We start from the raw sequence: 20523 nt of genomic DNA on the forward strand, positions 1-20523 counted from the left end.
TGAAACCAGCCCACCCGACATTTCCCCTACCTTGGTCTGGTCAGGCGGCGGATTGCTCGCCTGTCTGTAATCCATTTCCCAAGGAAGATGTCAGATGCTGGCCTATACACAACCGAGAATCCTACCCTTCTACCGTCAGCCCACCCCGTGCTACGGCTTCGAGTGCATTCATGCCGTCGAACCGGGATTGCGCGTCTTCGACTCGATGAGCACGGCGGACCTCTATGAGGATCTGGCCCACACCGGCGCGGTGATCTACCGCGATTTCGCCGATTCGCTCGAGCACTTCAACGACTTCGTCAGCGCCCATTCCTCGCGCGTGACCTTCGATCCAGCACGCCAGGCGGCCACCACCAATACCGCCGAAATCGACGCAGGCGTTCACGAAATGGGTCTGCACCGGGAGAACGGCAACCTGCCGTTCAACCCGGACCTGCAGTGGTTCTACTGCCTGGAGGCGGCCGCCGTGGGCTCCGAAACCACGCTGTGCGACGGTGAGCGGGTGCTGTTCGACCTGTCGCCGAGTACCCGCAAGCGCTTCCAGACCCAGCCCATCCGCTACGCCCGGCGCATTCCCTGGCACAACGTGCGACGGTTCCTGAGCATCGAGTTGCAACTGCCGCTGGAGAGCATCACCGACGAGCACCTGGAGCAGGTCAACCAGCAGGTGGCCGGCCAGACCTATCGGCGCATCGACCAGAACCTGATCGCCTCGCAACTGATCATCAGCGCCGTGGAAACCAGCGCCTTCAGCGGCCGTCAGGCGTTCTGCAACTCCATGCTCGGCCCCAGCGTCAACTACGAGCCGCCACGCATCACCTGGGCTGACGGCGAGGCCATCGCATTGGAGATCTGGGACGAAATCAAGGAAGTGACTGCCCGCAACACCTACAGCCACTTCTGGAAAAAGGGCGACATCATGGTCGTCGACAACACCCGGGTCATGCATGGCCGTCGCCGTCTGGACGATCTTGCCCGGCGCATCTTCGGCGCCCAGAGCTACCGTCTGGCAGGAGCCGAGCAATGATCAGCCAGATGATGCAACGCTACCTGGCCAGCACCCCTGATCGCGTGGCGATCCGCGAAATGCACGGGCGCAGCTACACCCTGCACGGCCTGCGCGACGACGTGCAGCGCTTGGCCGATGCCCTGCAAGCGCGGGTCGGCGACTGCCAGCGCAAGGTCTTCGGTATCGCCATGCGCTCGAGCTATGAGTGGGTCTACACCCTGCTGGCGATCCAGAAAGTTGGTGGTGTGCTGTTGCCGGTGCCAATCGAGTTCTCCGACGACCAGATCGGCAGCTTGCTGGGCAAAGCAGCGGCGGTATTCGTCAGCGACCAGGGCACTGCCCGGCGCCTGCAACGCATCCTGCCGGAAAAACCCAGCTTCATTCCCCGCCAGTTGATGGCGCAGGGGCCGGGTGAACCCTGGACGCAGAACGACGAGTTGCTGCCCGCCGGCATCGTCTCGGTGATTCATACCTCCGGCACCACCTCGCGGCCCAAGGGCGTGATGATCCGCGACGAAGCGGTCGGTCTGCTGGTGGACAACGTGTTCAAGCGCCTGCCGCCGCAGCCGCTGCATTACTTTTCCATCGTGCCCATGAGCCTGCTGATCGAACAGGTATTGGGGGTGTTCATCCCACTGCTTTCCGGCGGCAGCCTGACCCTGATGCCCGAAGGGGTGGCCGAGTACGGTGCGGCCAGCGGCAATGCCCGTCACTATCTGGAGTTGATCGCACCGAACCGGCCCAACTTCCTGTACCTGCCGCCCAAGTTGCTGGAGGAGGCCAATCTGTTGCTGGAGCAGGGCGCCAGCGTCGAGCAACTGTTCGGTCCCGGTGCGCCACACATCATCACCGGCGGCGCGAAGATGCCTGCCAGTGTGTTGCACGCTCTGGACGCGCACGGGGTGCAGGTGTTCGAGGCCTACGGCCTGAGCGAAAACTCGTCGATCATCTCGCTCAATTCTCCCGCCCAACGCCGCATCGGCTCGGCCGGCACGCTGCTCGACGGCATCGAGCCGAAACTGGTCGATGGCGAGTTGTTGGTGAAGACCCCGACCCTGTGCGCCGGCTACTACAACGCCGACGACACCGCCTGCGACCTGTCCGACGGCTACTTGCACACCGGCGACATCGCCGAGTTGCGCGAGGGTTTCCTGTACATCACCGGGCGCAAGAAGCACGTGATCATCCTCTCGACGGCGCGCAACATTTCGCCGGAATGGGTGGAGAACGTCTACAAGGAGAGCCCGCTGATCGACGACATGATCGTCATGGGCGAGGGCCGTGACGAGCCGTGCGCGCTGGTGCTGAGCACTGCCGACGAGGCGGCCGTACGGAACGAGATGACTCGCCTGGAGCCACGCCTGGCTGATTTCGCGCGGGTCAGGCGGCTGCGTGTGATCGACGACATCGCCACGTTCCGTGAGCGCTTCTACACCGTGACCGGTCGCCCACGCCGGGCCGAGATCGAAGCGCACTTCATCGACCTTTTGTACACCTAGGACAGGACGTCAGCCATGTACATCGTGCGCAATTTCTACAAGGGACGTCCCGGCTACCGTTGCCTGCAGGAGGCGGTGCGCGCCCACTACCTCAAGCACTACGACGCCACGCCTGAGCCGCAGCCGGACCTGTTCGTCTGCCTGACCGGCTCCAGTGGCGGTGCGCCGGGCTATGCCTGCGCCGGCATCAGCTACGGCGATTCCGGCAAGCTGTTCAGCGAGTACTACCTGGATACGCCGCTGGATCAGCGCTACGCGCTGGACCGCGGGCGTATCGCCGAAATCGGCGCGTTTGCCTCCTTCCAGAGCGGCAGCGGTGCCGGCAAGTACTTGCTGGACAACGTCATCCGCACCCTGGCCTTGCGCAATTTCGGCCTGGTGGTGCTGACTGCCACGCCGCAGGTGCGCCAACTGCTGGCGCCCATCGTCGATAACCTCGACGACCTGGGCGCGGCCGATCCCCGGCGGGTCAAGGATCCCGCCGTCAACTGGGGCCGCTACTACCAGCAGGCACCGCGAGTATTGGCCTCGCGCCTGTCCTCGCCCAGTGCCTGGCTGAAGGCGCCGACCCTGCTTTCACCCTCACCGCAGCACGCCCCAACGGCGTCTGTCTGACCCATGAGCAGACCGGGCTGGAGTGCCCGGTCTGTCGGAGAGCTTATGCACGCCACCAAGCGTTACGAAAACTTCATCGTGTTCCTGGCCCCGCTGGTCAACAGCCTCGGCGGCATCGCCATCGACCTGTACGCGCCGAGCCTGCCATCCATCGGTCGCGAATTGGGTGCAGGCCCGGCGCTGATGCAAAACACCATCACCATCACCTTGCTGTTCTATGCGCTGGGGCAGTTGTTCTTCGGCATCATGGCCGACGCCCGGGGCCGACGCCCGGCGGTGCTGCTCGGGCTTGGGGTGTTCCTGGTCGGCAGCCTGCTGGCGACCGCCGCCACCTCCATCGAGATGCTGCTGTTGGCCCGCGCCCTGCAAGGCTTCGCCATTGGCGCCTGCCAGGTGGTGGCGCGCGCGGTGCTGGTGGACGTGGTCAAGGGGCCGCGATTCTACGTGGCGATCATCTACCTGAGCCTGGCCTTCGGCCTGGGCCCGGTGATCGCGCCCTATATCGGCGGCTTGATCGAAGTGCACTTCGGCTGGCGATACAACTTCGTGCTCTACGCCGCCTATGCGCTGCTGGTACTGACGTTCGTGGTCGCCGGGCTCAAGGAGTCGCTGCCCGTCGAGTCGCGGCGCCGTCCGTTGCAGACGCTGGGCGGCTACCGGGTGATTCTGGCCGACCGAGGCTTTCGCGCCGCCGTCGTGGTGCTGGGCTCGAGCTTTTCCGCGTTCCTGCTGTGGAACGTGTTCGGCCCGCACATCGTGCAGGACGTGCTCGGCCACGACGCCCACTACTTCGGCAGTACGGCGCTGGGCGTAGGCTGCTGCTACCTGACCGGCACCTTGGTCAATCGCGCGCTGATTCGCAGGCTGTCGCCGGACACCCTGATGTGGAGCGGGCTGGCGCTGTTCCTCGGCGGCGTACTGTGTATCACCGCCGCGCCCCAGACCTTGAGCCTGACGCCGCTGCTCGGTGGCATCATGCTCATCGCCTTTGGCCAGGGCTTCATCTTCTCCAACGCCATGGCCCGCTCGATGGCGCTGTTTCCCGACCGCGCTGGAGTGGCGGCGAGCCTGCAGGGTTGTTTGATGCTGGTGTTCGGCTCGCTGGCCTCGGCCAGCGTCAGTGGCCTGGACGTGGAAAGCAACCTGGCGATCGCCGGGGTATTCGGCGTGCTGCTGCTGGTGTCGCTGTCGGGGATGGTCGGCGCGCGGGTGGCCCGGCAGGCGTCGTTGGCGTAAGGCTGCGCGCCCTGCGCGTGCAGGGCGCGATCGACCGACTAGACCGGTTCCACTTCCTGCTTGTACAGGCGCATGCCGCGTGCCTGGTAGTTGGCCAGGGCGGCCGGGTGGTCGAGGCTGCAGGTGTGCAGCCAGACGCGTCGAGTGCCCGGCCAGCTCCAGGCGTCGCGCAGGGCCTGGCTCAACAGGGGGCCACCGAAGCCTCGGTCGAGGAACTGCGGCGCCAGGCCGAAATAGCGAATCTCGACGTTCTCGCCATCAGGCCGTTGCAGCTCGTAATACCCGGCGATGGCCCCGCGGTGGTAGGCCACCCAGGTGCGGTGGCACGCCTGACCGATCTCGGCCTGCCATTGTTCGTCTGTCCAGTGGTCCAGGTCGGTCCACGACCAGTCGCTACCCACCAGTTGGTAGAGAAAGCGATTGAACGCCGGCTGTACGATTTCGCACTCGACAACGTTCAGATCGTCGCGTGCTGGCTTGGCGCGCAACTGGTCAGGGGAAGTCATCTCCAGGTAGTAGACGGTCTGGGTATCGGTCACCGGCGCAGCTCCAGGTCGTGGGCAAGGCCGCTAGCGTACCTGTGCGCGGGGGCGCCGCAAAGGGTGATGACAAGCCTTCAATGGCGCTGAAGGTCGCCTGGGGTATCGATGTCGTGCAGGATGCCAGGATCGTCGACCTCGATCACCTGGCAGGCGTGAGGATTGGCCTCGATGAGCGCGCGCCCACCGTGGTCGCCGTCCAGGCGCGCCAGTGCGGGCCAGAAGCGTCGGCCGAAGATCACCGGATGGCCGCGTCGGCCTCGATAAGACGGCAGCACAATCGATTGCTGATCGGCCTGGCAGGCCAGTGTCGTCAGCGTTGCCGCTGCAATCCATGGCATGTCGCCGAGCAACACGGCGACGGCGTGAGCATCGCTGGCCGCCATGGCGTCGATGCCGGCGGCAAGGCTGGCGCCCATGCCGTCGAGCGCGTGTTCGGCGTGCACGGTGCGTACCCGACTCCCGATGCCGAGCGTAGGCGGATCATCACCGGGGCGCAGCACCACGTAGACCCTGTCGAAGCCTTCCAGCGCCCGCGCCAGCGTCGCCTGCAGGACGGTGTGCGTATCATCGAGCTGCGCCTGGCGCTTGTCGCTGCCGAACCGCGACCCTTGTCCGGCCGCCAGTACCAGCGCGGCGCAGCGCGCATATGGGGTGGTTCGATTCATGCCGCCGGCTGCGCCAGTTCCTGGGCCTGCTTGGCCTTGGTCACGCTGACCGCCCCCGGCAGGTCTACACCATTCTTTGCCGCGAGGATTTCGGCCATCACGCTCACGGCGATTTCTGCAGGGGTCTTGCTGCCGATGTAAATTCCGATGGGCCCGCGCAGGCGGGCGAGGCTTGCCGGGGTCTGCTCGAAATGCTCGATCAGCCGTGCCCGACGCTGCTGGCTGTTGCGCCGCGAACCGATGGCGCCGATGTAGAATGCCGGGCCCTGCAGGGCTTCGAGCAGGGCCAGGTCATCGAGCTTGGGGTCGTGGCTGACGGCGACGATGCAGGTGCGCAGGTCGGCGGCGAAGTCGCGCACCACGTCGTCGGGCATGCCCACCCGGCAGTCCACCCCGGCCACGTTCCAGCCGGCGATGTACTCCGGCCGTGGGTCGCACACCGACACGCGAAAACCGTTGAACAGGGCCATGGTCGCCAGGTATTCGGCCAGCGCGCCGGCACCGATCAACAGCAGGCGATACCCGGGACCGAGGGTGTTGACCAGGTACTGGCCATCGCAGTTGAACTGCTCGGGCGTGGCGGTGACCAGCAAGGTCGCTTCTCCGTCATGCAGGGCCACTTGGCGGCGCACCAGGTGACCGCTGTCGAGCTGCTCGAGCAGGTGGGACAACGACTGCCAGCAGGGCGAGAATTCCAGGATCAGTTCCAGCGTGCCGCCACAGGGCAGGCCGAAGCGGTGCGCTTCGTCGGCGCTGACGCCATAGCGCACCTGCTGCGGCGGGCTGTCGGGCAAGCCAGGGCCGCCGTAGGCGTCGGTGTATCGATGAATCAGGTCGTCCTCGATGCAGCCACCGGAGACGCTGCCAACCACCCGGCCGTCGGCGCGCAGGGCCATCATCGAGCCCACCGGGCGCGGCGAGGAACCCCAGGTGTGGGCAACCGTGGCCAACAGCACGCGGTGGCCGGCCTGCAGCCAGTCCCGCGCCGTGCGCAGCACCAACAGGTCGATACTTTCCATGGGCACTCCTTGGGCGATTCGAGACCCGCTGCATCTGGCGCAGCGGGTGAGTTTCAGCGCATGTGCAGCACGATCGGGCTGCTGCTGGCCGGGTCGGTGTGCTCACGCAGCTTGGCAACGTCTTTGGCATCGACGGCACCGCCGTGGTTCCCCCAGGCGCTGCGCACGTAGCTCAGCACCTGGGCGATTTCCTCGTCGCTCATCTGCTGACGCAGCGCCGGCATGCGGTAGGCGTCCGGCACCCCGGCCGCGACGATGCGCTGCGAGCCGTTCAAGGTGATGTTGATCGCCGAAGCGTTCTCCTTGGACAGCATCGAGCTGGCGCCGGCCAGCGGCGGAATCCATTCGGCCTGGCCCTGGCCTTGAAGGCCGTGGCACGACGCACAGCGGGTGACATAGCTGTGCGCGCCGGGCTTGTCCAGCTCGCTGGCCGCCGACACCGCCTGGTACTGCCAGGGCGTGCCGTCGCGCGCAGGGTCGCCCGGCAGCGACTTGAGGTAGCGGGCGATGGCGCCCAGGTCGTCGTCGCTCATGAACTGCGTGGAGTTGTTGAAGGCCTCGGTCATCGAGCCGTAGACCACCGCGTGCTGGTTACGCCCGGTCTTGAGGAACTGCACCATGTCCGCCTCGCTCCAGCGGCCCAACCCGGTGTTGGGGTCTTGGCGCAGGCTCGGCGCATACCAGCCGTCGAGCAGGGCGCCGGCGAGAAACGCCTGGCCAGACTCGTCGAGCGCCTTTTCGTTGAACGCCAGGCCCCGCGGCGTGTGACAACTGCCGCAGTGCCCTGGACCCTGGACGATGTAGGCGCCCCGGTTCCACAGCGGGTCTTCGGTAGCCTTCTGCGCGTACGGCGTGTCGGCCGCGAACAGCCCGTTCCACAGGGCGATCGGCCAGCGCATGTTCAGTGGCCAGGGAATGTCGCTGGGGATATTGGCCTGCTGGACCGGCTGTACACCTTGCATGAAGAAGGCGTACAGCGCGCGCACGTCGTCATCGCTGAGCTTGGCGTAAGACGGGTAGGGCATGGCCGGGTACAGCCGCCGCCCACCGGGTGCGACGCCATGGCGGACGGCGCGGTCGAAGTCGGCCAGGCTATAGGCGCCGATGCCGGTGTCACGGTCGGGGGTGATGTTGGTGGCATGGATCGCGCCCAGCGGGGTGGCCATTTCCAGCCCACCGGCGAACGGCGCCTGGCCAGGCAGGCTATGGCAGGCCACGCAGTCGCTCAGGCGCGCGACGTACTCGCCGCGGCTGACCAAGGCGCGATCCTGCTCGGCCGCCTGCTGCTCGAACGGTGAGGCGATCTCGCGGTTGACGTACCAGGCGGTGAAACCGGCAGCGACCAGGCACGGCAGCGCCAACCAGCGGAGGGTGGTGGACAATCGATTGTTCATGGCGGCTTCCGTGTCAGGCGAAGGTATGACGGCTCAGGGGCAGGCTGCGTACGCGCTGGCCGGTCAGCCGCGCGACGGCGTTGGCCACTGCAGGCGCTACGGCCGGCAACGGCGGCTCGCCGATGCCCCCCATCTTCGCGCCGCTCTCGACGATGCGCACATGCACCCGGGCCATGCGCGACGGCGGCAGGATCGGGTACAGGTCGTAGTTGCGCGCGCGCGGCAGGCCATTGACGTACACCGCTTCCTCCACCAGCGTCTGCGACAGGCCCAGGGCCACGGCGCCGTTGACCTGATGCTCGATGATCGACGGGTTGACGATGCTGCCTGGGTCGATCGCCTGCCAGATGTCATGCACTTTGACCTGGCCGTTCTCCAGCGACACCTCGGCGATCACTGCCGCCTCCGAGCCGAACGGCGAGGCCATGGCCACGCCACGGGCGCGTCGGGAGCCGTCCTCGGCGGTGAAGGGACCCGGCTTCCAGCCACCGGACAGCTCGCCCACGGCCTTGAGCAGGGTGGTCAGGCGTGCATTGTCGCGCAGCAGGTGCAAGCGCAACTCGAAGGGATCCTGGCCGCCTTTGTCGGCCAACTCATCGAGGAACGACTCGTAGAAGAAGTCGTTCAGCGAGTTGCCCACCGAGCGCCAGTAGCCGAGCATGGCCGGGCCTTTGACGTAGATCTGCGCGATGCGTTTGTTGGCGATGGCGTAGGCTTTGCCCGACAGCCCTTCCAGCGCGGTCGGATCGATCTTTTCACCCTGTTTGCCGGCCAGCGCTTCGGTCGGGCCTTCAGTGGCACTGATCGCCTCGATGGCCACCGGCAGGCCTTTGTCGTCGAGTCCAGCGCGGAATTTCACCACTGCCACCGGGCGCAGCACGTCACGCAGGAATTCTTCCTCGCGAGTCCAGATCAGCTTCACCGGACGGCCGACCGCCTTGGCCAGGGCAATGGCTTGGGGATAAGGGTTGGCCGATTCGTAGAGGAAGTGGCGACCGAAGAACCCGCCCAACAGCGGCGAGTGCAGAATGATCTGCTCCTTGGTCAGGCCGGTGCGCTGGGCGATGTCGTCGCGGAACATGTCCGGCGCCTGGTTCGGCAGCCACACCTCCAGCGAGCCGTCGGCATTGAAGCGGGCCAGGGCTGACGGCGGCTCGAGCTGGGCGTGGTTGAGGTATTGATTGTGGTAGGTGGCTTCTACCTGGGTCTTGGCGCCCTTGAGCGCCTCGGCCACATCGCCTTCATGCTCGTCGTCGCGTGACGGGCCGGTCTGCGCGGCCAGGTGATCGCGCCAGGCGTCGCTGGAGAAGTCGGCCGGCATCGTACGCACCTTCACGTCGGCGCCAGGTTCTTGCCAGTCCACTTGCACGGCTTCGGCGCCCCGCTTGGCGTGCCACCAACGCTCGGCCACCACGGCCACGGCGCCGGGCAGTACATGCACCGAGTGCACGCCTTTCATGGCTTTGACCTGCGCCTCGTTGCGCAGCCTGCCGACACTCATGCCCAGGCGCGGGGCGTGTTGCACGGCGGCGTGGAGCATGTCGTCGACGGCGATGTCGATGCAGTACTGCGCCTTGCCGGTGGACTTGTCATAGGCATCCAGACGCCGCACGGGTTTGCCGATCCAGCGGAACTGGCTGGGGTCGCGCAGCTTGAGGGTGCTCGGGTCCGGCACGGGCAGGTCCAGGGCACCGCTGGCCAGTTCGCCATAGTCCAGCGAGCGCCCCGAGGCGGCGTGCAGCACTTTGCCCGGCTCGGTGGTGAGCTCCCCGACCGGCACCTTCAGTTTCTCGGCCGCGGCCTGCAGCAGCATGGCGCGGGCCAGGGCACCGAGGCGGCGCATGGTCGGGTAGCTCATGCGCACCGACATGCTGCCGCCGGTGATGCGCATGCCGTTTTCCATGACCACGTAGGCTTCGCCGGGCGGCGCGCTCTGGACCACGAAGCGGGCAGGGTCCAGGTCGAGTTCTTCACCGACGATCTGCGCCATGGCGGTATGGGTGCCTTGGCCGCCCTCCATGAACGGGCACAGCAGGCGCACGCTGCCGTCGGGGCGCAGTTCCAGGAACGCCGGCACCTGGGTGCCGCGTTGATCCGCGGCGGCCGTTGCCGCCTGAACCCGCGCCGAGCCCAGCGGCAGGCCGAAGCCGAGCACCAAGGCGCCGATGGCGCTGCCGGCCAGGAAGCGTCGGCGCGACAGGTTCAGTGGACGATCCAGCGGCAGGTCAGGCAGGGCCAGGGCACGTTCGAACAGGGCGTTCATCAGGCGCTCTCCTTCCCGGCGGGCTGGGTGGCGAGCGCATGCACGGCGGCATGGATCGCATTGTAGGTACCGCAGCGGCACAGGTTGACCATCGCCGCGCTGATCTGCTCGTCGCTGGGCGCCGGTGTGTGCTTGAGCAGCGCCGTGGCGGCCATCACCTGGCCGGACTGACAGTAGCCACACTGCGCCACCTGCTGGTCGACCCAAGTGGCGACCACGCGCTGGCCGACCGGGTCGGCTTCGATCGCTTCGATGGTGGTGACTTCACGGCCGACCACGCCGGCCACCGGGGTGACGCAGGCGCGCACCACATTGCCGTCCACCAGCACCGAGCAGGCGCCGCACTGCGCCAGGCCGCAGCCGTACTTGGTGCCGGTCAGGCCGAGGTCGTCGCGGATCACCCACAGCAGGGGCGTGTCGTCGTCGGCGTCGACCTGGTAGGTCTTCTGGTTGATGCGTAGTTCCATGGCGTTCACCCGCTGATCATCGGTTCTTGTGTCGTCGTTATAGGCAGCACGGCGCAGCGAGGCGCGGCACTGGCAGGATGACCTGTGCTGGGCAGCGAGGCGGATTCCTGACCTGAAAACTCTAGACCGTGGCAGGGATGTTTCCTATCCATCGGTCAGCAAGTTCAGAGGATCAGGCAAGGATTCAGGTGGATTGCGCTAGGCATGCGCCGGAGAGACGTTCAGAAGAAGCTGCGCTGGGCCTTGAGCGTGACCATGCCGTCGCAGAAGGTATTCATGCCCGAGTACGCCCCGCAGCCGCCGCCACTGAGGTCGGAGTTGCTGTAGATCAGGTCGAGGTCCACGCCCAGCCAGGGCCGCGACAGTTGCAGCGACCAGTCATTGAAGCTGTCGACCTGGCTGCCGTCGCCAATGGTGTATGGCGTGCCCAGGCGGTGGTGCGCCACCTTGAGGGTGACGCTTGCCTGGATCAGCGGCACGTGGCCGAAATCGGCGAACAGGGTGCCGGTGCGATTGCTCGGGTTGTCGTTCAGCGCGCCGCCCAAGCGCGTGCCGAGCAGGGACAGGCCGCCGTACAGCGCGTGGCTGTCGGGGCGCGAGAGCGTGGGGTAGCTGTAGCGGATCAGGCCCGCTTCATAGCCGAGGCTGTCGGTGAAGCGCTGCTTGTAACCCAAGTAACTGTCGAGCTTGAAGGTCGAGGCCGCACTCAGGCCCATGCTGGGAGCGTACTGGCCGACGTACCAGCCGCTGCGGTGGGTGAGGTCCAGGCCGCCATGAAAGGCGCCGGACGCGCTGGGTGAGATCAGCCCCTGGGCCATGCTGCGCGAGGGCGTGGTGCCAAGCTTGAAGTCGAAATCGCCCAGTTGTCGTTGGATCTGCTGGGCCGCGAGAGGGGCGCTGAAAAGCAGCGTCGCGCTCAGCAACAGGAGGGGCCTGGTCATGCGCGCTGTCCTGGAAGTGCCGTGTCAGAGCCCCAGAGGATACAACCACAACGCTACTGAGAAAACCTCGCTTGTCGCTGAGCGCTGGTCGCTGGGCCGATAGCTCGCGTATCGGCCCTTGAGCGGCGCGACCTTAGCTGCCGCCGCCAGCACCACCACCGCCAGCGCCACCACCACCGGAGCCTGTGCCGCCACCCATGCCGCCGCCATTGCCCGTGGAACCCGAGCCATTGCCCATGCTGCCGGAACCGTTGCCTGTGGTGCCGGAACCGTTACCCATGCTGCCCGAGCCATTGCCCATGCTACCGGTTCCGGTGCCATCGCCGCCGGTGCCATGGGTGCCGTTTTCGCGGGTGGTGCCGCTGCCCGAGCCCATGCTGTCGCCCGGCGTGCCCATGCCGCTGGCACCCCCTTGCTGGGTGCCCATACCGGGGGTCTGTTGGCCCGGCGTGCGCTGGTCATTCATGTCCGTGGCGGCCATGGCGAAGGGTGTGCCTGCGGCCAGGCACAGGACGAAGAGACCTGCGTGAATGCGTTTGCCGATCATGATGGATCTCCTGTTGCTGAGGGATGCCCTTGATCGGGCAGCGCTTCAGTCCAGGGGTGCTGCCGGATCGACCGAAGGTCGCAGTGTCTGGGGCGCCTGTATGTAGCGCTCGAAGAAGTCCTGGGTGGCAAGGTTCTTGTGCTTGGCTTCGAACATGATGTCGAAACGATCGATGAACTGCAGTGCATAGCGGTTGGTCCAGTCGTTCCACATGCACTCGCTGTGCTGGTACAGGTCACGCTTGGGCACGTGCTCCAGCAACGCCGGGAGGGTCAGTTTCTCGGTGGCGCTGAAGCCCAGTGCTTGCAGACGCTCGGGCGGTTGCGAGTAGTGCATGGTCGGTCGCACGCCGCGCCAGCTGTCGATGATCTGCGCGACCCTGGGCGCGTGCGGTTCGATGTAGTCGTTCTCGTGGATCCAGCAATGATGGATGTCGAGCACCACCGGCGCGAGGTCGGCCAGGCCCAGGCAATCGTCCACGCCGTAGGTCTTCTCATCGTTCTCGAACGTGATGACGTTGCGCGCCTCGCTGGACAACCGTGGCCACACGGCGCGGATGCCGTCGGCGCCGAGGCGACCGGCGATGTGGAGGTTGCATTTGAAATCCTGGAAACGCTGGCCGTAGCCCATCCAGCGAATCATGTCGGCGTGGTACTCGAACTCCGCCAGGCTGTTCTCGACCACCTCGGGACGGTCCGAGCCAAGCACGCAGTACTGGCCTGGGTGAAACGAAAGGCGGATGTCATGGGCACGGGCGAAGGCGCCGAGGGTAGCGAAGCGTTGCTGCAACAGCGTTTGCACGTCGGCGTCCTGGTAGAACGCGGCGACGTCGGGATGGCTGTACAGCGGCAGCAGGTCGCTGGACAGGCGCAGCATGTGCAGCATCGGCGGCAACTGGGCGACGTGGGCCAGCAGGCGCAACTGGGCGTCGAGGTTGTGCTCCACCAGTTCCAGCAATTTGGCCCGCGCCGCCTCCTGGCTGGCGCCTGACAGCCAGCGCAGGGTGGTGGTGCGCGGGTTGAAGGCGCGTTCGATGGCTTCCAGTGCCTTGATTGACTGGTCGCGGTGGGGATGGCGGTACTGGCAGGCAAAACCGAGGCGCGGCATGAACTGTGTCCTGAGCGGGGCAAGGAGGTCTTTGTCTAGGACAGCGCAGCGGGGTCAGTCGATCCACTGAGATTGCGGGTCAACTCTCGCTGACCTGCACGCGATTGCGTCCGCTGTGCTTGGCCAGGTAGAGGGCTCGGTCGGCATGGCTCAGGGCTTGCGCGGGATCGTCGACGCCACCGCTCCAACGCGCCACCCCCAGGGAAATGGTCACCGCGCCGACAGGCTCGATGGGCGTGTCCTGCACCACCAGTCGCAGGCGCTCGGCCACCAAGGCTGCGACTTCCAGGCTGGCATCTGGCAGCAGCATGAGAAATTCCTCGCCGCCTGTACGGCACAGCACGTCGCCTTCGCGGCAGCAGGTGCGCATGAGGCCGGCCAGTGCGCGCAGCACCTGGTCGCCGACATCGTGGCCGTGCTGGTCGTTGACCCGCTTGAAATGGTCGATGTCGAGCACGATGGCGCAGAACGGGCGCTCGTCGGCCTGCAGCAGCGACAGGGTGAAGTCCAGTCGACGGCGGTTGCCCAGGCCCGTGAGTGGATCGGTCTGCGCGTCCTGGTTGAGCCGGCCGATGCGTTCTTGCAGCAGCTTCAGGCTGAACAGCAAGGCGCGCTTGAGCTCGGCGGCCTCGAAGTACCAGGCGCGCACGCCATGGATACGTTCCAGGGTGTCAGGTCGGTCGAATGCGCGCGCGCCTGCGGCCAGCTCCCAGAGGGGCCGGGTGATGGTCAGCGCCAGCCACCACAGGGCGATACCGGCCAGCAAGGCCAGAGGCACGGAGATTTCCACTACATCGAGGATCAAGCGCTTGGTGGGCGCCAGGGTCTGCGTCAACGGCTGCTGGGCAACGATACCCCAACCGGTGCTGGGGACCGTGGCGAAGCCGGCGAGCATGTCCACACCGAAACTGTTGGTCACCTGCTGCACCCCATTGCCGCGGCTGTGCAGTTCGTTGATCAGGCTGTTGGTCTTGATCAGCATGCCCACGCGGTTGGGGTCAGGGTGGTAGAGCATGCGGCGCTCGGCATCGACCACGTAGATGTACGAGCCGTCCTGGTAGAAATGCTCGCCCAGCAGTTTCTCGAGAATGTTGTGCTGGCGCAGGTACAGGCTGCCGCCGACGTATCCCAGGTAGCGGCCGTCTTCGCTGAAGATGGGCTGCGAAGCCACTACGATGAGGTTGTTCGCTGCGGACACGAAGGGCGAAGACACCATGGCCCGTTTGACCCGCAGCGCCTCGGCAGTGCCGGGACTGTCCATGCGCTGGCCGATGATCCCGCGCAGGGGCGCTGGAGAGATGCTGCGCAGCACGCCTTGGCTGTCCACGACGAAGGTGGAGTTGAACGCGTTGCTCTGAGCGAGCAGCCGTTCGGTTTCGGCCAGCATCGAGGTGCCGTCGATCAATGCCTGCGACAAATCGTGGGCACTGAAGGCCAATTGCTTGAGTGCGTTCTGCATGAACAGCTCGGTAATCGACGCCAACTTGGCCGCATAGACTCGGTTGGACTCCAGCGCGTGATCGATGAGCAACTGGCGCTGCACTCGGTAGCTGGCGAAGTAGCTGCTCAGAAGCATCACAACGGCGGTGAGCGCCGACAGCAGGAGGATGAGCGTGCGCAGATCCATGCGCAGGCCTTTTTTAGCGTATGGCAATCCTAGGCTCGCTGATTGGGTGGTCGGAATAACCTTACTCGGAATGTGCGGTGGCAGCTATGGGGGTTGATTAATACGCCGCCGGATAGCTTCGCCGATCATCAATGGCTCCCCGCCGCCAGACGCGCCACCACTTGCCCGCTACAGTCGCCTTCATGGGGTCAGAAGTGATTGATGATGTAGGACAAATTTGCCAAGAAGGCGTGCAGGCAAACTTCAAGTTTTTGACCGGCTGGCAAGCGGAACCGTTAATGGCGCTTGTTCAACTTCAACGCGCGGACATGGGGGATACAGGGATGACATCGATCAGGTCTTTAGTTTATCGGCGTTTTGCAAAAGGACGCGAGCGCGGCACGCAGAGCCAACCTCGGGTCGATCACGAGACGCAGAACGGACGTCAGTGCAATGTGCAGTGAACAAAGGGCGCAATCGATTCGTCTGCTCAGTAGTACCGCCAGGCAAGTACTGTTCGTCTCGGCGGGGTTGCTGGCACCCAAAAAGCGGGATCACCCACTCGCCCGGCGTCAGCTTTACCTCAACTACGGGGCTTTGGCCTTGGCCACGCGCTGCGATCTCAATGGAGTGCCCGCCAAACTGGTGCACGGTGGGCATGAATGCCCTGCCACACTGGCAATGAGTTTGTATCGGGCGGGCGATGTTCGAAGCGATGCTCCTCTGATGCTGTCGATTCCCAGTTTCTATGCGTTGCCCTGGGCACAGGCATTCTGCGCAGCGATGGTCAAGCTAGAGCCGGGGTTACGGATTGTCGTGGGCGGGCGATGGGTGACGGGACCGGACAAAGCGTGGCTTGCAGGCAAGCTTCCATGGGCCAGCGAGATCGTGCAAGGCTTGGCGGAGGAGCAGTTACCTAGGCTATTAGGCTCTCCTCTTATCTGTCGTCCAGGGCAACGAGACACGGGTGGTTTTTTAAATCACCGTCTTGTCCAGGATTACCTCACCTATCAGCCCAGTATCGAAGCGTCTCGGGGTTGTGGCATGCGTTGCGCATTCTGTGAGGAGCGCGACATCCCTTTATCCGATCTTCAAACACCGTCGGTAATCGTAGAACACATGCAACGTCTGGCCAGTGACTACGCCACTACCGACATTCATCCTTATCTGCAGTCTTCATACTTTTTGCCCAACCGCCGTTGGGCGCGGCAGTTGGCTGATGAAGTCGAACAGCGGGACATCCGGCTTGCCTGGCGCACTGAAAGTCGCGTGGACAGTATCACGCCCGAAACGCTCGGTATGTTGGCGCAGGCAGGTCTGAAGGTCATTGATCTGGGGTTGGAGTCGGCCTCGCAGACGCAGATCAAGGCGATGAACAAGGCGCGCGATCCGCAGCGCTATCTGGAGTCGGCGTCACGATTGCTGAAAGCCTGCGCCCATCATGGCGTTTGGGCCAAGGTCAACGTGATGTTGTATGCGGGTGAGTCTGCGCTGACCTTGCGCCAGACACAAGATTGGCTCGATGAGCATGCGCATTGCATCAAAGGCGTATCAGTCGGACCGGTGGTCGTTTATGGTCCGCCCAGCCATAGCGCAGGCTTTATACAACAGTTAAGTGAGTGGGGCGCGCGTCCGGTAGACCCGCAAAGCGCAGAGGGTTGTGGGGTCACGGCGATGCATTTGAGTTCGACGATGAGTCAGCAAGACGCTGAAGCGCACGGCATGGCGCTGTCGCGACGTTATATGTCGTCTGCCGACTATTTTGACTTGAAGTGTTTCTCATACTACCCGCGTGATTATCGAGCAGACGAGTATGCCAAGGACATTGCAGAGAGTGATGTGCAGTGCCTGCCATTCCGCTTATGATGAGCGTCATTACCCACGGATCTGTATCAAGCAAAGGAATTAGTATGTTCGACCGCGACGCCATCGATTATGCGAAAGCGCAGGAAATCAAAATCGCTCCATTAGAGTATCGCGTCTTTGAACACAAAGATGGGCGCACAGTGGGCCGTAAAGAGTTGATGCGAGACTATGCGAGGATTCTCTACTCGTCTTCGTTCCGCCGCTTACAGGGAAAGATGCAACTCTTGGGCATCGATGCGGGACGCTTCAATCGCAACCGTCTCACCCACAGTCTTGAGGTCGCACAGATCGCCCGTTCAATTGCCAGCGACCTTGAACTGAACGAAACCGTGGTTGCAGAAGCGGCCGCCTTGGCCCACGACATAGGCAATCCTCCCTTCGGGCATCACGGCGAGACCGTGCTCAATGAGCTGTGTCATGGGTGTGGCGGCTATGAGGGTAATGCCCAGGCGTTTCGCATACTCCGTACACTCGAACGCAAGCATCACCTCTACGATGGCCTTAATCTCAACGTCCGCACGTTGATGGGCGTGACAAAGTATTTTCATACCCGACAGCAAAATCCGCGCAAATTTCTTTACGACGATGATTATGCGTTTTTAAACAACGCGTTGTCCGAGCGCGAGGTGGATGTCAAGAAGAGCATTGACGCCGAAATCATGGATCTGGCTGACGAAATTGCCTACGCCGCGCATGACCTCGAGGACGCCCTGTCTTTTGGCTTGATCAGCCTGGGTGAAATCATCCATGAATTCCATATCAGCGCTGAGTTTTCCGCTGCGCACGCGACCATCGAGAACCTTTGCAGAGATGTGGAACGGGATGCCATGAAAGCCAAACGTTCCGGATCGTCGGAAGAATACACGATGGTCTTGAAGAAAGAGTTGACGTCGAAGATCGTCAACACGCTGTGCGCAGATATCGGTTTGGTGGAAGGCAGTGATGGCCCCCGACTCGGCTATAAAAGCCACGCCAAGTTGGCAGAGGGCCTGAAGAAATTACTGTTCAAAGCGATCCTGCGAAAAAAGGATGTCCAACTCTATGAGAAGCGTGGCGAACGTGTGATCCGTGGATTGTTCGAGGTTTACAGTGACGAAAGCTACAATCGCGACAACCGCCTGCTGCCGCCCGAGCTTCGGTCGGTTTCAGCATGCAAGAGCCGACTGGTCACCGACTATATTGCGGGCATGATGGACCTTTATTCTATTCAAGAGTATGAACGCTACTTCGGCAAGGGCAGCCTGGACGGCTATTACTTCGCCGAACCCAGGCGTTGATAACGCCCCCGTTGCTTTGACGGAGTCATTTCGCGCCGTGCAGTCTCAGCGATTGGCGGCGCTTAAGCTCGCCAACTCATCCTGAACCTGTTGCATGCGCTGAGCGGCCAGGGCCTGGACCTGCTTGTCCTGGGCGGTGGCGCGCATCAGCCCGGTGAGCTTTTCGCTCAGACGCTTGCCTTCTTCGCTTTCCCCCAGCGCCCGTGCCTTGGCCGGGTCCTGGGTGGCCGCGACGATGGTGTCGAATTCGGCGTCGGTGAAGTGCTTTTCGCTGTAGAGCTTGAACAGGTCGTTGCGCTGGTCTTCCACGGTCAGATGCTTGCGCAGCACCTGCTTGATGGTGTCCTGCGGCACGGATGGGTGGGTCATCGCCAGCAATTGGGCCATGCGCTCGATATTGTGGTCGTAGGCTTGCTGCAGCGGCAGGTTGGCCAGGATCCGCTCTTCGCGGGTGGGTTTCTGGTCGCAGGCGGTGAGGGCGGCGAGCAGCAGCAGGGGCAGCAGCAGTTTCGGCAGGCGGGGCATGGAAGAGGCTCGGGTAAGTTCTCGACAGTGTACTGCAAGGCAGTACGGACGACAGCGTGGGAAATGTCCTTGAGAATCGACTGGCAGCGCTGCCGTGCTGCTCGACACCGCGTTTTTGACGCACAGGGCGGTGCGCCGGATTAATGCAGCTCGACTTTCAAAAGGAGCGCTTCATGCACATCGACGAACTGATTGACGCCATTGTCCCGCATCTGCCTTTCCGTTCGGTGGAGGCCGCGCAAGCCTTTCTCTCGACCCTGGCGCCTGACGATCAGATCGCACTGATCTCGGCCCTGTATTTCGGCCGCTCGCACTTGGGCAGCGACTGCGTCAACGAGGACTTCCTGCCGTACCTGCGCTCTGGGCAGATGAACCGGCTGTGGGAACAGGACTCCATTGTTCCGGCCGACTTCGCCACCATCCTGTACGAAAAAGGCAGCAATCTGGCCAGCTACTACGACGCGTTCCTGCGTGCCACCAACGGTTCAGGCTACGACCGCGCTGCGTACTGATGCCGCCAGGCGGCGCGTCTCATTCCTTCAGTGGATTGCGCAGGCGCACCCAGACGATGGCGGGCAATGCCATCAGCAGCCACTTCAGGTACTGGTTCACGGCGAAGCGTTCGCACAGCACGCCGATGGCCGTACACAGCACGACGACCACCAGGAATTGAATCATTCTGCTCATCTGACCGGCCTCGGTTGTTTGCGGGAGGGCGATGGTAACCCCATCGCCCGTCTGTCGTCGCCCCGGCTCACAAGTACTTGAGCCAGCGAATGTCGCGGCGCCGCGCCTTGAACCGGGCGAAACGCTGCACCGGCGGATACAAGGCCACGGCCAGCAGCACCGTCATCGCCCAGACGTCTGCGACGCTGCCGAAGCCGAAATAATCGCCGTGATTGCGCCCGAACATGCCGAGGGCGATCAGGTACAGCGCTTTCAGCACATAAAGGTGCAATAGATAGAAGAACATCGGCGCGCTGCCCAGCACCGTCAGCACAGTTATCCAGCGTGTATCACCCACGCGCTCGAACGCGCGCAGCAATAGCAGACCGATGCCGAGGGTGAGCAGCAGGAACAGCAGCGACGGTGGGTACTTGGTGATGTTGAGCAGGCTCATGACGGTGTGCGTGAGGTCGGGATACACACGCCAGGCCGCTTCGCCGTAACCATTGATCGCGCGTAACACGACAAAGCCCAACAAGGCGCCGCAGCCGGCCATCAGCAATTTGCTGGCGCGCGATGCGGCATCGCTGCCGCGCGCGAACCAGGGGCCGAGGCCGTAGCCCAGGGCGATCACGCCGATCCAGGGCAGCAGAGGGTAGGTGACGCGCAGGCGCAGTTGTGGCGCCACCTCGAGCCAACTGCGTTCATGCAACACCGCCCAGGGTGCGTGCCACAGCGAATCGGGGGGGACATGCAGGCCGTCGAGCAGGTTGTGTCCGGCCACGATGAGCACACCCAATGCCAGCAGCATCGGGCGTGGCAGCCAGATCAGCAGCGACAGGGCGATCATGCTCAGGCCGATGGCCCAGATCACCTGCAGGTAGACCACGCTGGGCGGCAGTTGCTGGCTCCAGCCGAGGTTCACCAAGGTCAGTTCGAGCACTACCAGAAACAGGCCGCGCTTGAACAGGAACGCCGAAACGTCGCCCCGGCCCTGATATTTTTCGCCATACAGCCACGCGCTCAGACCGGTCAGCAGCACGAACACCGGCGCGCACAGGTGCGCCAGGGTGCGGCTGAAGAACAGCACAGGCTCCGTGGTGTCGATGTCCATCGGGTCGCCGACCTGGCGGTGCAACAGGAACGTCTCGCGCACGTGGTCCAGCAGCATGAACAGCATGACCAGGCCACGCAGGGCGTCGATGCTGTGCAGGCGAGTAGCAGGAATGTTTGAGTTTGGCATGGGGGAAGTCTGAAAAAAGCGAGATGTTATCTTATT

General features: G+C 63.9%; 21 protein-coding genes. 8 read left to right on the forward strand and 13 right to left on the reverse strand.

What is annotated here, in order from left to right; translation table 11 throughout:
- The first annotated feature begins 94 nt into the window (after window positions 1-94).
- The 4 genes from Q7C30_RS11345 to Q7C30_RS11360 are packed head-to-tail and all read left to right on the forward strand — an operon-like array spanning window position 95 to window position 4359.
- Window positions 95-1027, forward strand: a complete 933-nt coding sequence (locus Q7C30_RS11345; protein ID WP_317871551.1) for a TauD/TfdA family dioxygenase — start codon at window positions 95-97, stop codon at window positions 1025-1027.
- Window positions 1024-2508 (forward strand): AMP-binding protein, encoded by a 1485-nt coding sequence (locus Q7C30_RS11350; protein WP_317871552.1) that lies wholly within the window; start codon window positions 1024-1026, stop codon window positions 2506-2508. The genes Q7C30_RS11345 and Q7C30_RS11350 overlap by 4 nt, the downstream gene beginning before the upstream one ends.
- Before the next feature lie 15 nt (window positions 2509-2523).
- Window positions 2524-3123: a thermostable hemolysin gene (locus Q7C30_RS11355; protein WP_052192019.1), complete on the forward strand. Its 600-nt coding sequence runs from the start codon at window positions 2524-2526 to the stop codon at window positions 3121-3123.
- Window positions 3124-3168: 45 nt separating this feature from the next.
- A complete protein-coding gene (locus Q7C30_RS11360) occupies window positions 3169-4359 on the forward strand; it encodes a multidrug effflux MFS transporter (protein ID WP_317871553.1) in 1191 nt (396 codons plus the stop codon).
- A 38-nt stretch (window positions 4360-4397) separates the two neighbouring features.
- On the opposite strand, the gene Q7C30_RS11365 is transcribed toward Q7C30_RS11360, so the two are convergent.
- The 10 genes from Q7C30_RS11365 to Q7C30_RS11410 all read right to left on the reverse strand — a co-directional run bounded on the left by Q7C30_RS11365 (window position 4398) and on the right by Q7C30_RS11410 (window position 14958).
- Complete coding sequence (locus Q7C30_RS11365) at window positions 4398-4898, reverse strand: GNAT family N-acetyltransferase (RefSeq protein WP_304484384.1); 501 nt, start codon at window positions 4896-4898, stop codon at window positions 4398-4400.
- A 77-nt stretch (window positions 4899-4975) separates the two neighbouring features.
- The gene (locus Q7C30_RS11370) at window positions 4976-5566 is read right to left on the reverse strand and encodes a nucleotidyltransferase family protein (RefSeq protein WP_317871554.1); all 591 of its coding nucleotides are present in this window, start codon (window positions 5564-5566) and stop codon (window positions 4976-4978) included.
- Entirely contained in the window at window positions 5563-6585 is a 1023-nt protein-coding gene (locus Q7C30_RS11375; RefSeq protein ID WP_317871555.1) for an XdhC family protein, read from the reverse strand. Before Q7C30_RS11375 ends, Q7C30_RS11370 begins: the two co-directional genes overlap by 4 nt.
- 53 nt (window positions 6586-6638) lie before the next feature.
- Complete coding sequence (locus Q7C30_RS11380; protein WP_317871556.1) at window positions 6639-7979, reverse strand: cytochrome c; 1341 nt, start codon at window positions 7977-7979, stop codon at window positions 6639-6641.
- A 13-nt stretch (window positions 7980-7992) separates the two neighbouring features.
- Window positions 7993-10242 carry a molybdopterin cofactor-binding domain-containing protein gene (locus Q7C30_RS11385; RefSeq protein WP_317871557.1) on the reverse strand — a complete coding sequence of 750 codons (2250 nt, stop codon included), beginning with the start codon at window positions 10240-10242 and terminating at the stop codon, window positions 7993-7995.
- Window positions 10242-10709: a (2Fe-2S)-binding protein gene (locus Q7C30_RS11390; RefSeq protein WP_039577293.1), complete on the reverse strand. Its 468-nt coding sequence runs from the start codon at window positions 10707-10709 to the stop codon at window positions 10242-10244. The genes Q7C30_RS11385 and Q7C30_RS11390 overlap by 1 nt, the downstream gene beginning before the upstream one ends.
- A 221-nt stretch (window positions 10710-10930) precedes the next feature.
- Complete coding sequence (locus tag Q7C30_RS11395; RefSeq protein WP_317871558.1) at window positions 10931-11650, reverse strand: TorF family putative porin; 720 nt, start codon at window positions 11648-11650, stop codon at window positions 10931-10933.
- Between the two features lie 133 nt (window positions 11651-11783).
- Window positions 11784-12197, reverse strand: a complete 414-nt coding sequence (locus tag Q7C30_RS11400) for a hypothetical protein (protein ID WP_317871559.1) — start codon at window positions 12195-12197, stop codon at window positions 11784-11786.
- 45 nt (window positions 12198-12242) lie between these two features.
- Entirely contained in the window at window positions 12243-13304 is a 1062-nt protein-coding gene (locus tag Q7C30_RS11405; RefSeq protein ID WP_317871560.1) for a UV damage endonuclease UvsE, read from the reverse strand.
- Window positions 13305-13383: 79 nt separating this feature from the next.
- A complete protein-coding gene (locus Q7C30_RS11410; RefSeq protein WP_317871561.1) occupies window positions 13384-14958 on the reverse strand; it encodes a sensor domain-containing diguanylate cyclase in 1575 nt (524 codons plus the stop codon).
- Between the two features lie 167 nt (window positions 14959-15125).
- Between Q7C30_RS11410 and Q7C30_RS11415 the strand changes: the two genes are divergently transcribed.
- From Q7C30_RS11415 to dgt, 3 genes are read left to right on the forward strand one after another with little or no spacing between them, the layout of a single operon-like run.
- Window positions 15126-15374: a hypothetical protein gene (locus Q7C30_RS11415; RefSeq protein WP_317871562.1), complete on the forward strand. Its 249-nt coding sequence runs from the start codon at window positions 15126-15128 to the stop codon at window positions 15372-15374.
- Window positions 15364-16776, forward strand: a complete 1413-nt coding sequence (locus tag Q7C30_RS11420) for a radical SAM protein (protein WP_317871563.1) — start codon at window positions 15364-15366, stop codon at window positions 16774-16776. Before Q7C30_RS11415 ends, Q7C30_RS11420 begins: the two co-directional genes overlap by 11 nt.
- Before the next feature lie 44 nt (window positions 16777-16820).
- Window positions 16821-18053: a dGTP triphosphohydrolase gene (gene dgt, locus Q7C30_RS11425; protein ID WP_317871564.1), complete on the forward strand. Its 1233-nt coding sequence runs from the start codon at window positions 16821-16823 to the stop codon at window positions 18051-18053.
- Between the two features lie 45 nt (window positions 18054-18098).
- On the opposite strand, the gene Q7C30_RS11430 is transcribed toward dgt, so the two are convergent.
- Window positions 18099-18578, reverse strand: a complete 480-nt coding sequence (locus Q7C30_RS11430) for a hypothetical protein (RefSeq protein ID WP_317871565.1) — start codon at window positions 18576-18578, stop codon at window positions 18099-18101.
- 173 nt (window positions 18579-18751) lie between these two features.
- Between Q7C30_RS11430 and Q7C30_RS11435 the strand changes: the two genes are divergently transcribed.
- Entirely contained in the window at window positions 18752-19090 is a 339-nt protein-coding gene (locus tag Q7C30_RS11435; protein WP_317871566.1) for a hypothetical protein, read from the forward strand.
- A 19-nt stretch (window positions 19091-19109) separates the two neighbouring features.
- Here the strand turns inward: Q7C30_RS11435 and Q7C30_RS11440 are convergent, their stop codons facing one another.
- Together Q7C30_RS11440 and Q7C30_RS11445 are read right to left on the reverse strand one after the other, a co-directional pair.
- The gene (locus Q7C30_RS11440; protein WP_155290521.1) at window positions 19110-19265 is read right to left on the reverse strand and encodes a hypothetical protein; all 156 of its coding nucleotides are present in this window, start codon (window positions 19263-19265) and stop codon (window positions 19110-19112) included.
- 67 nt (window positions 19266-19332) lie between these two features.
- Window positions 19333-20487, reverse strand: a complete 1155-nt coding sequence (locus Q7C30_RS11445) for a DUF1624 domain-containing protein (protein ID WP_317871567.1) — start codon at window positions 20485-20487, stop codon at window positions 19333-19335.
- Between the last annotated feature and the right edge of the window lie 36 nt (window positions 20488-20523).

It is taken from the genome of Pseudomonas sp. RAC1, assembly GCF_030658255.1.
In the GTDB taxonomy this organism is placed as follows: domain Bacteria; phylum Pseudomonadota; class Gammaproteobacteria; order Pseudomonadales; family Pseudomonadaceae; genus Aquipseudomonas; species Aquipseudomonas boreofloridensis.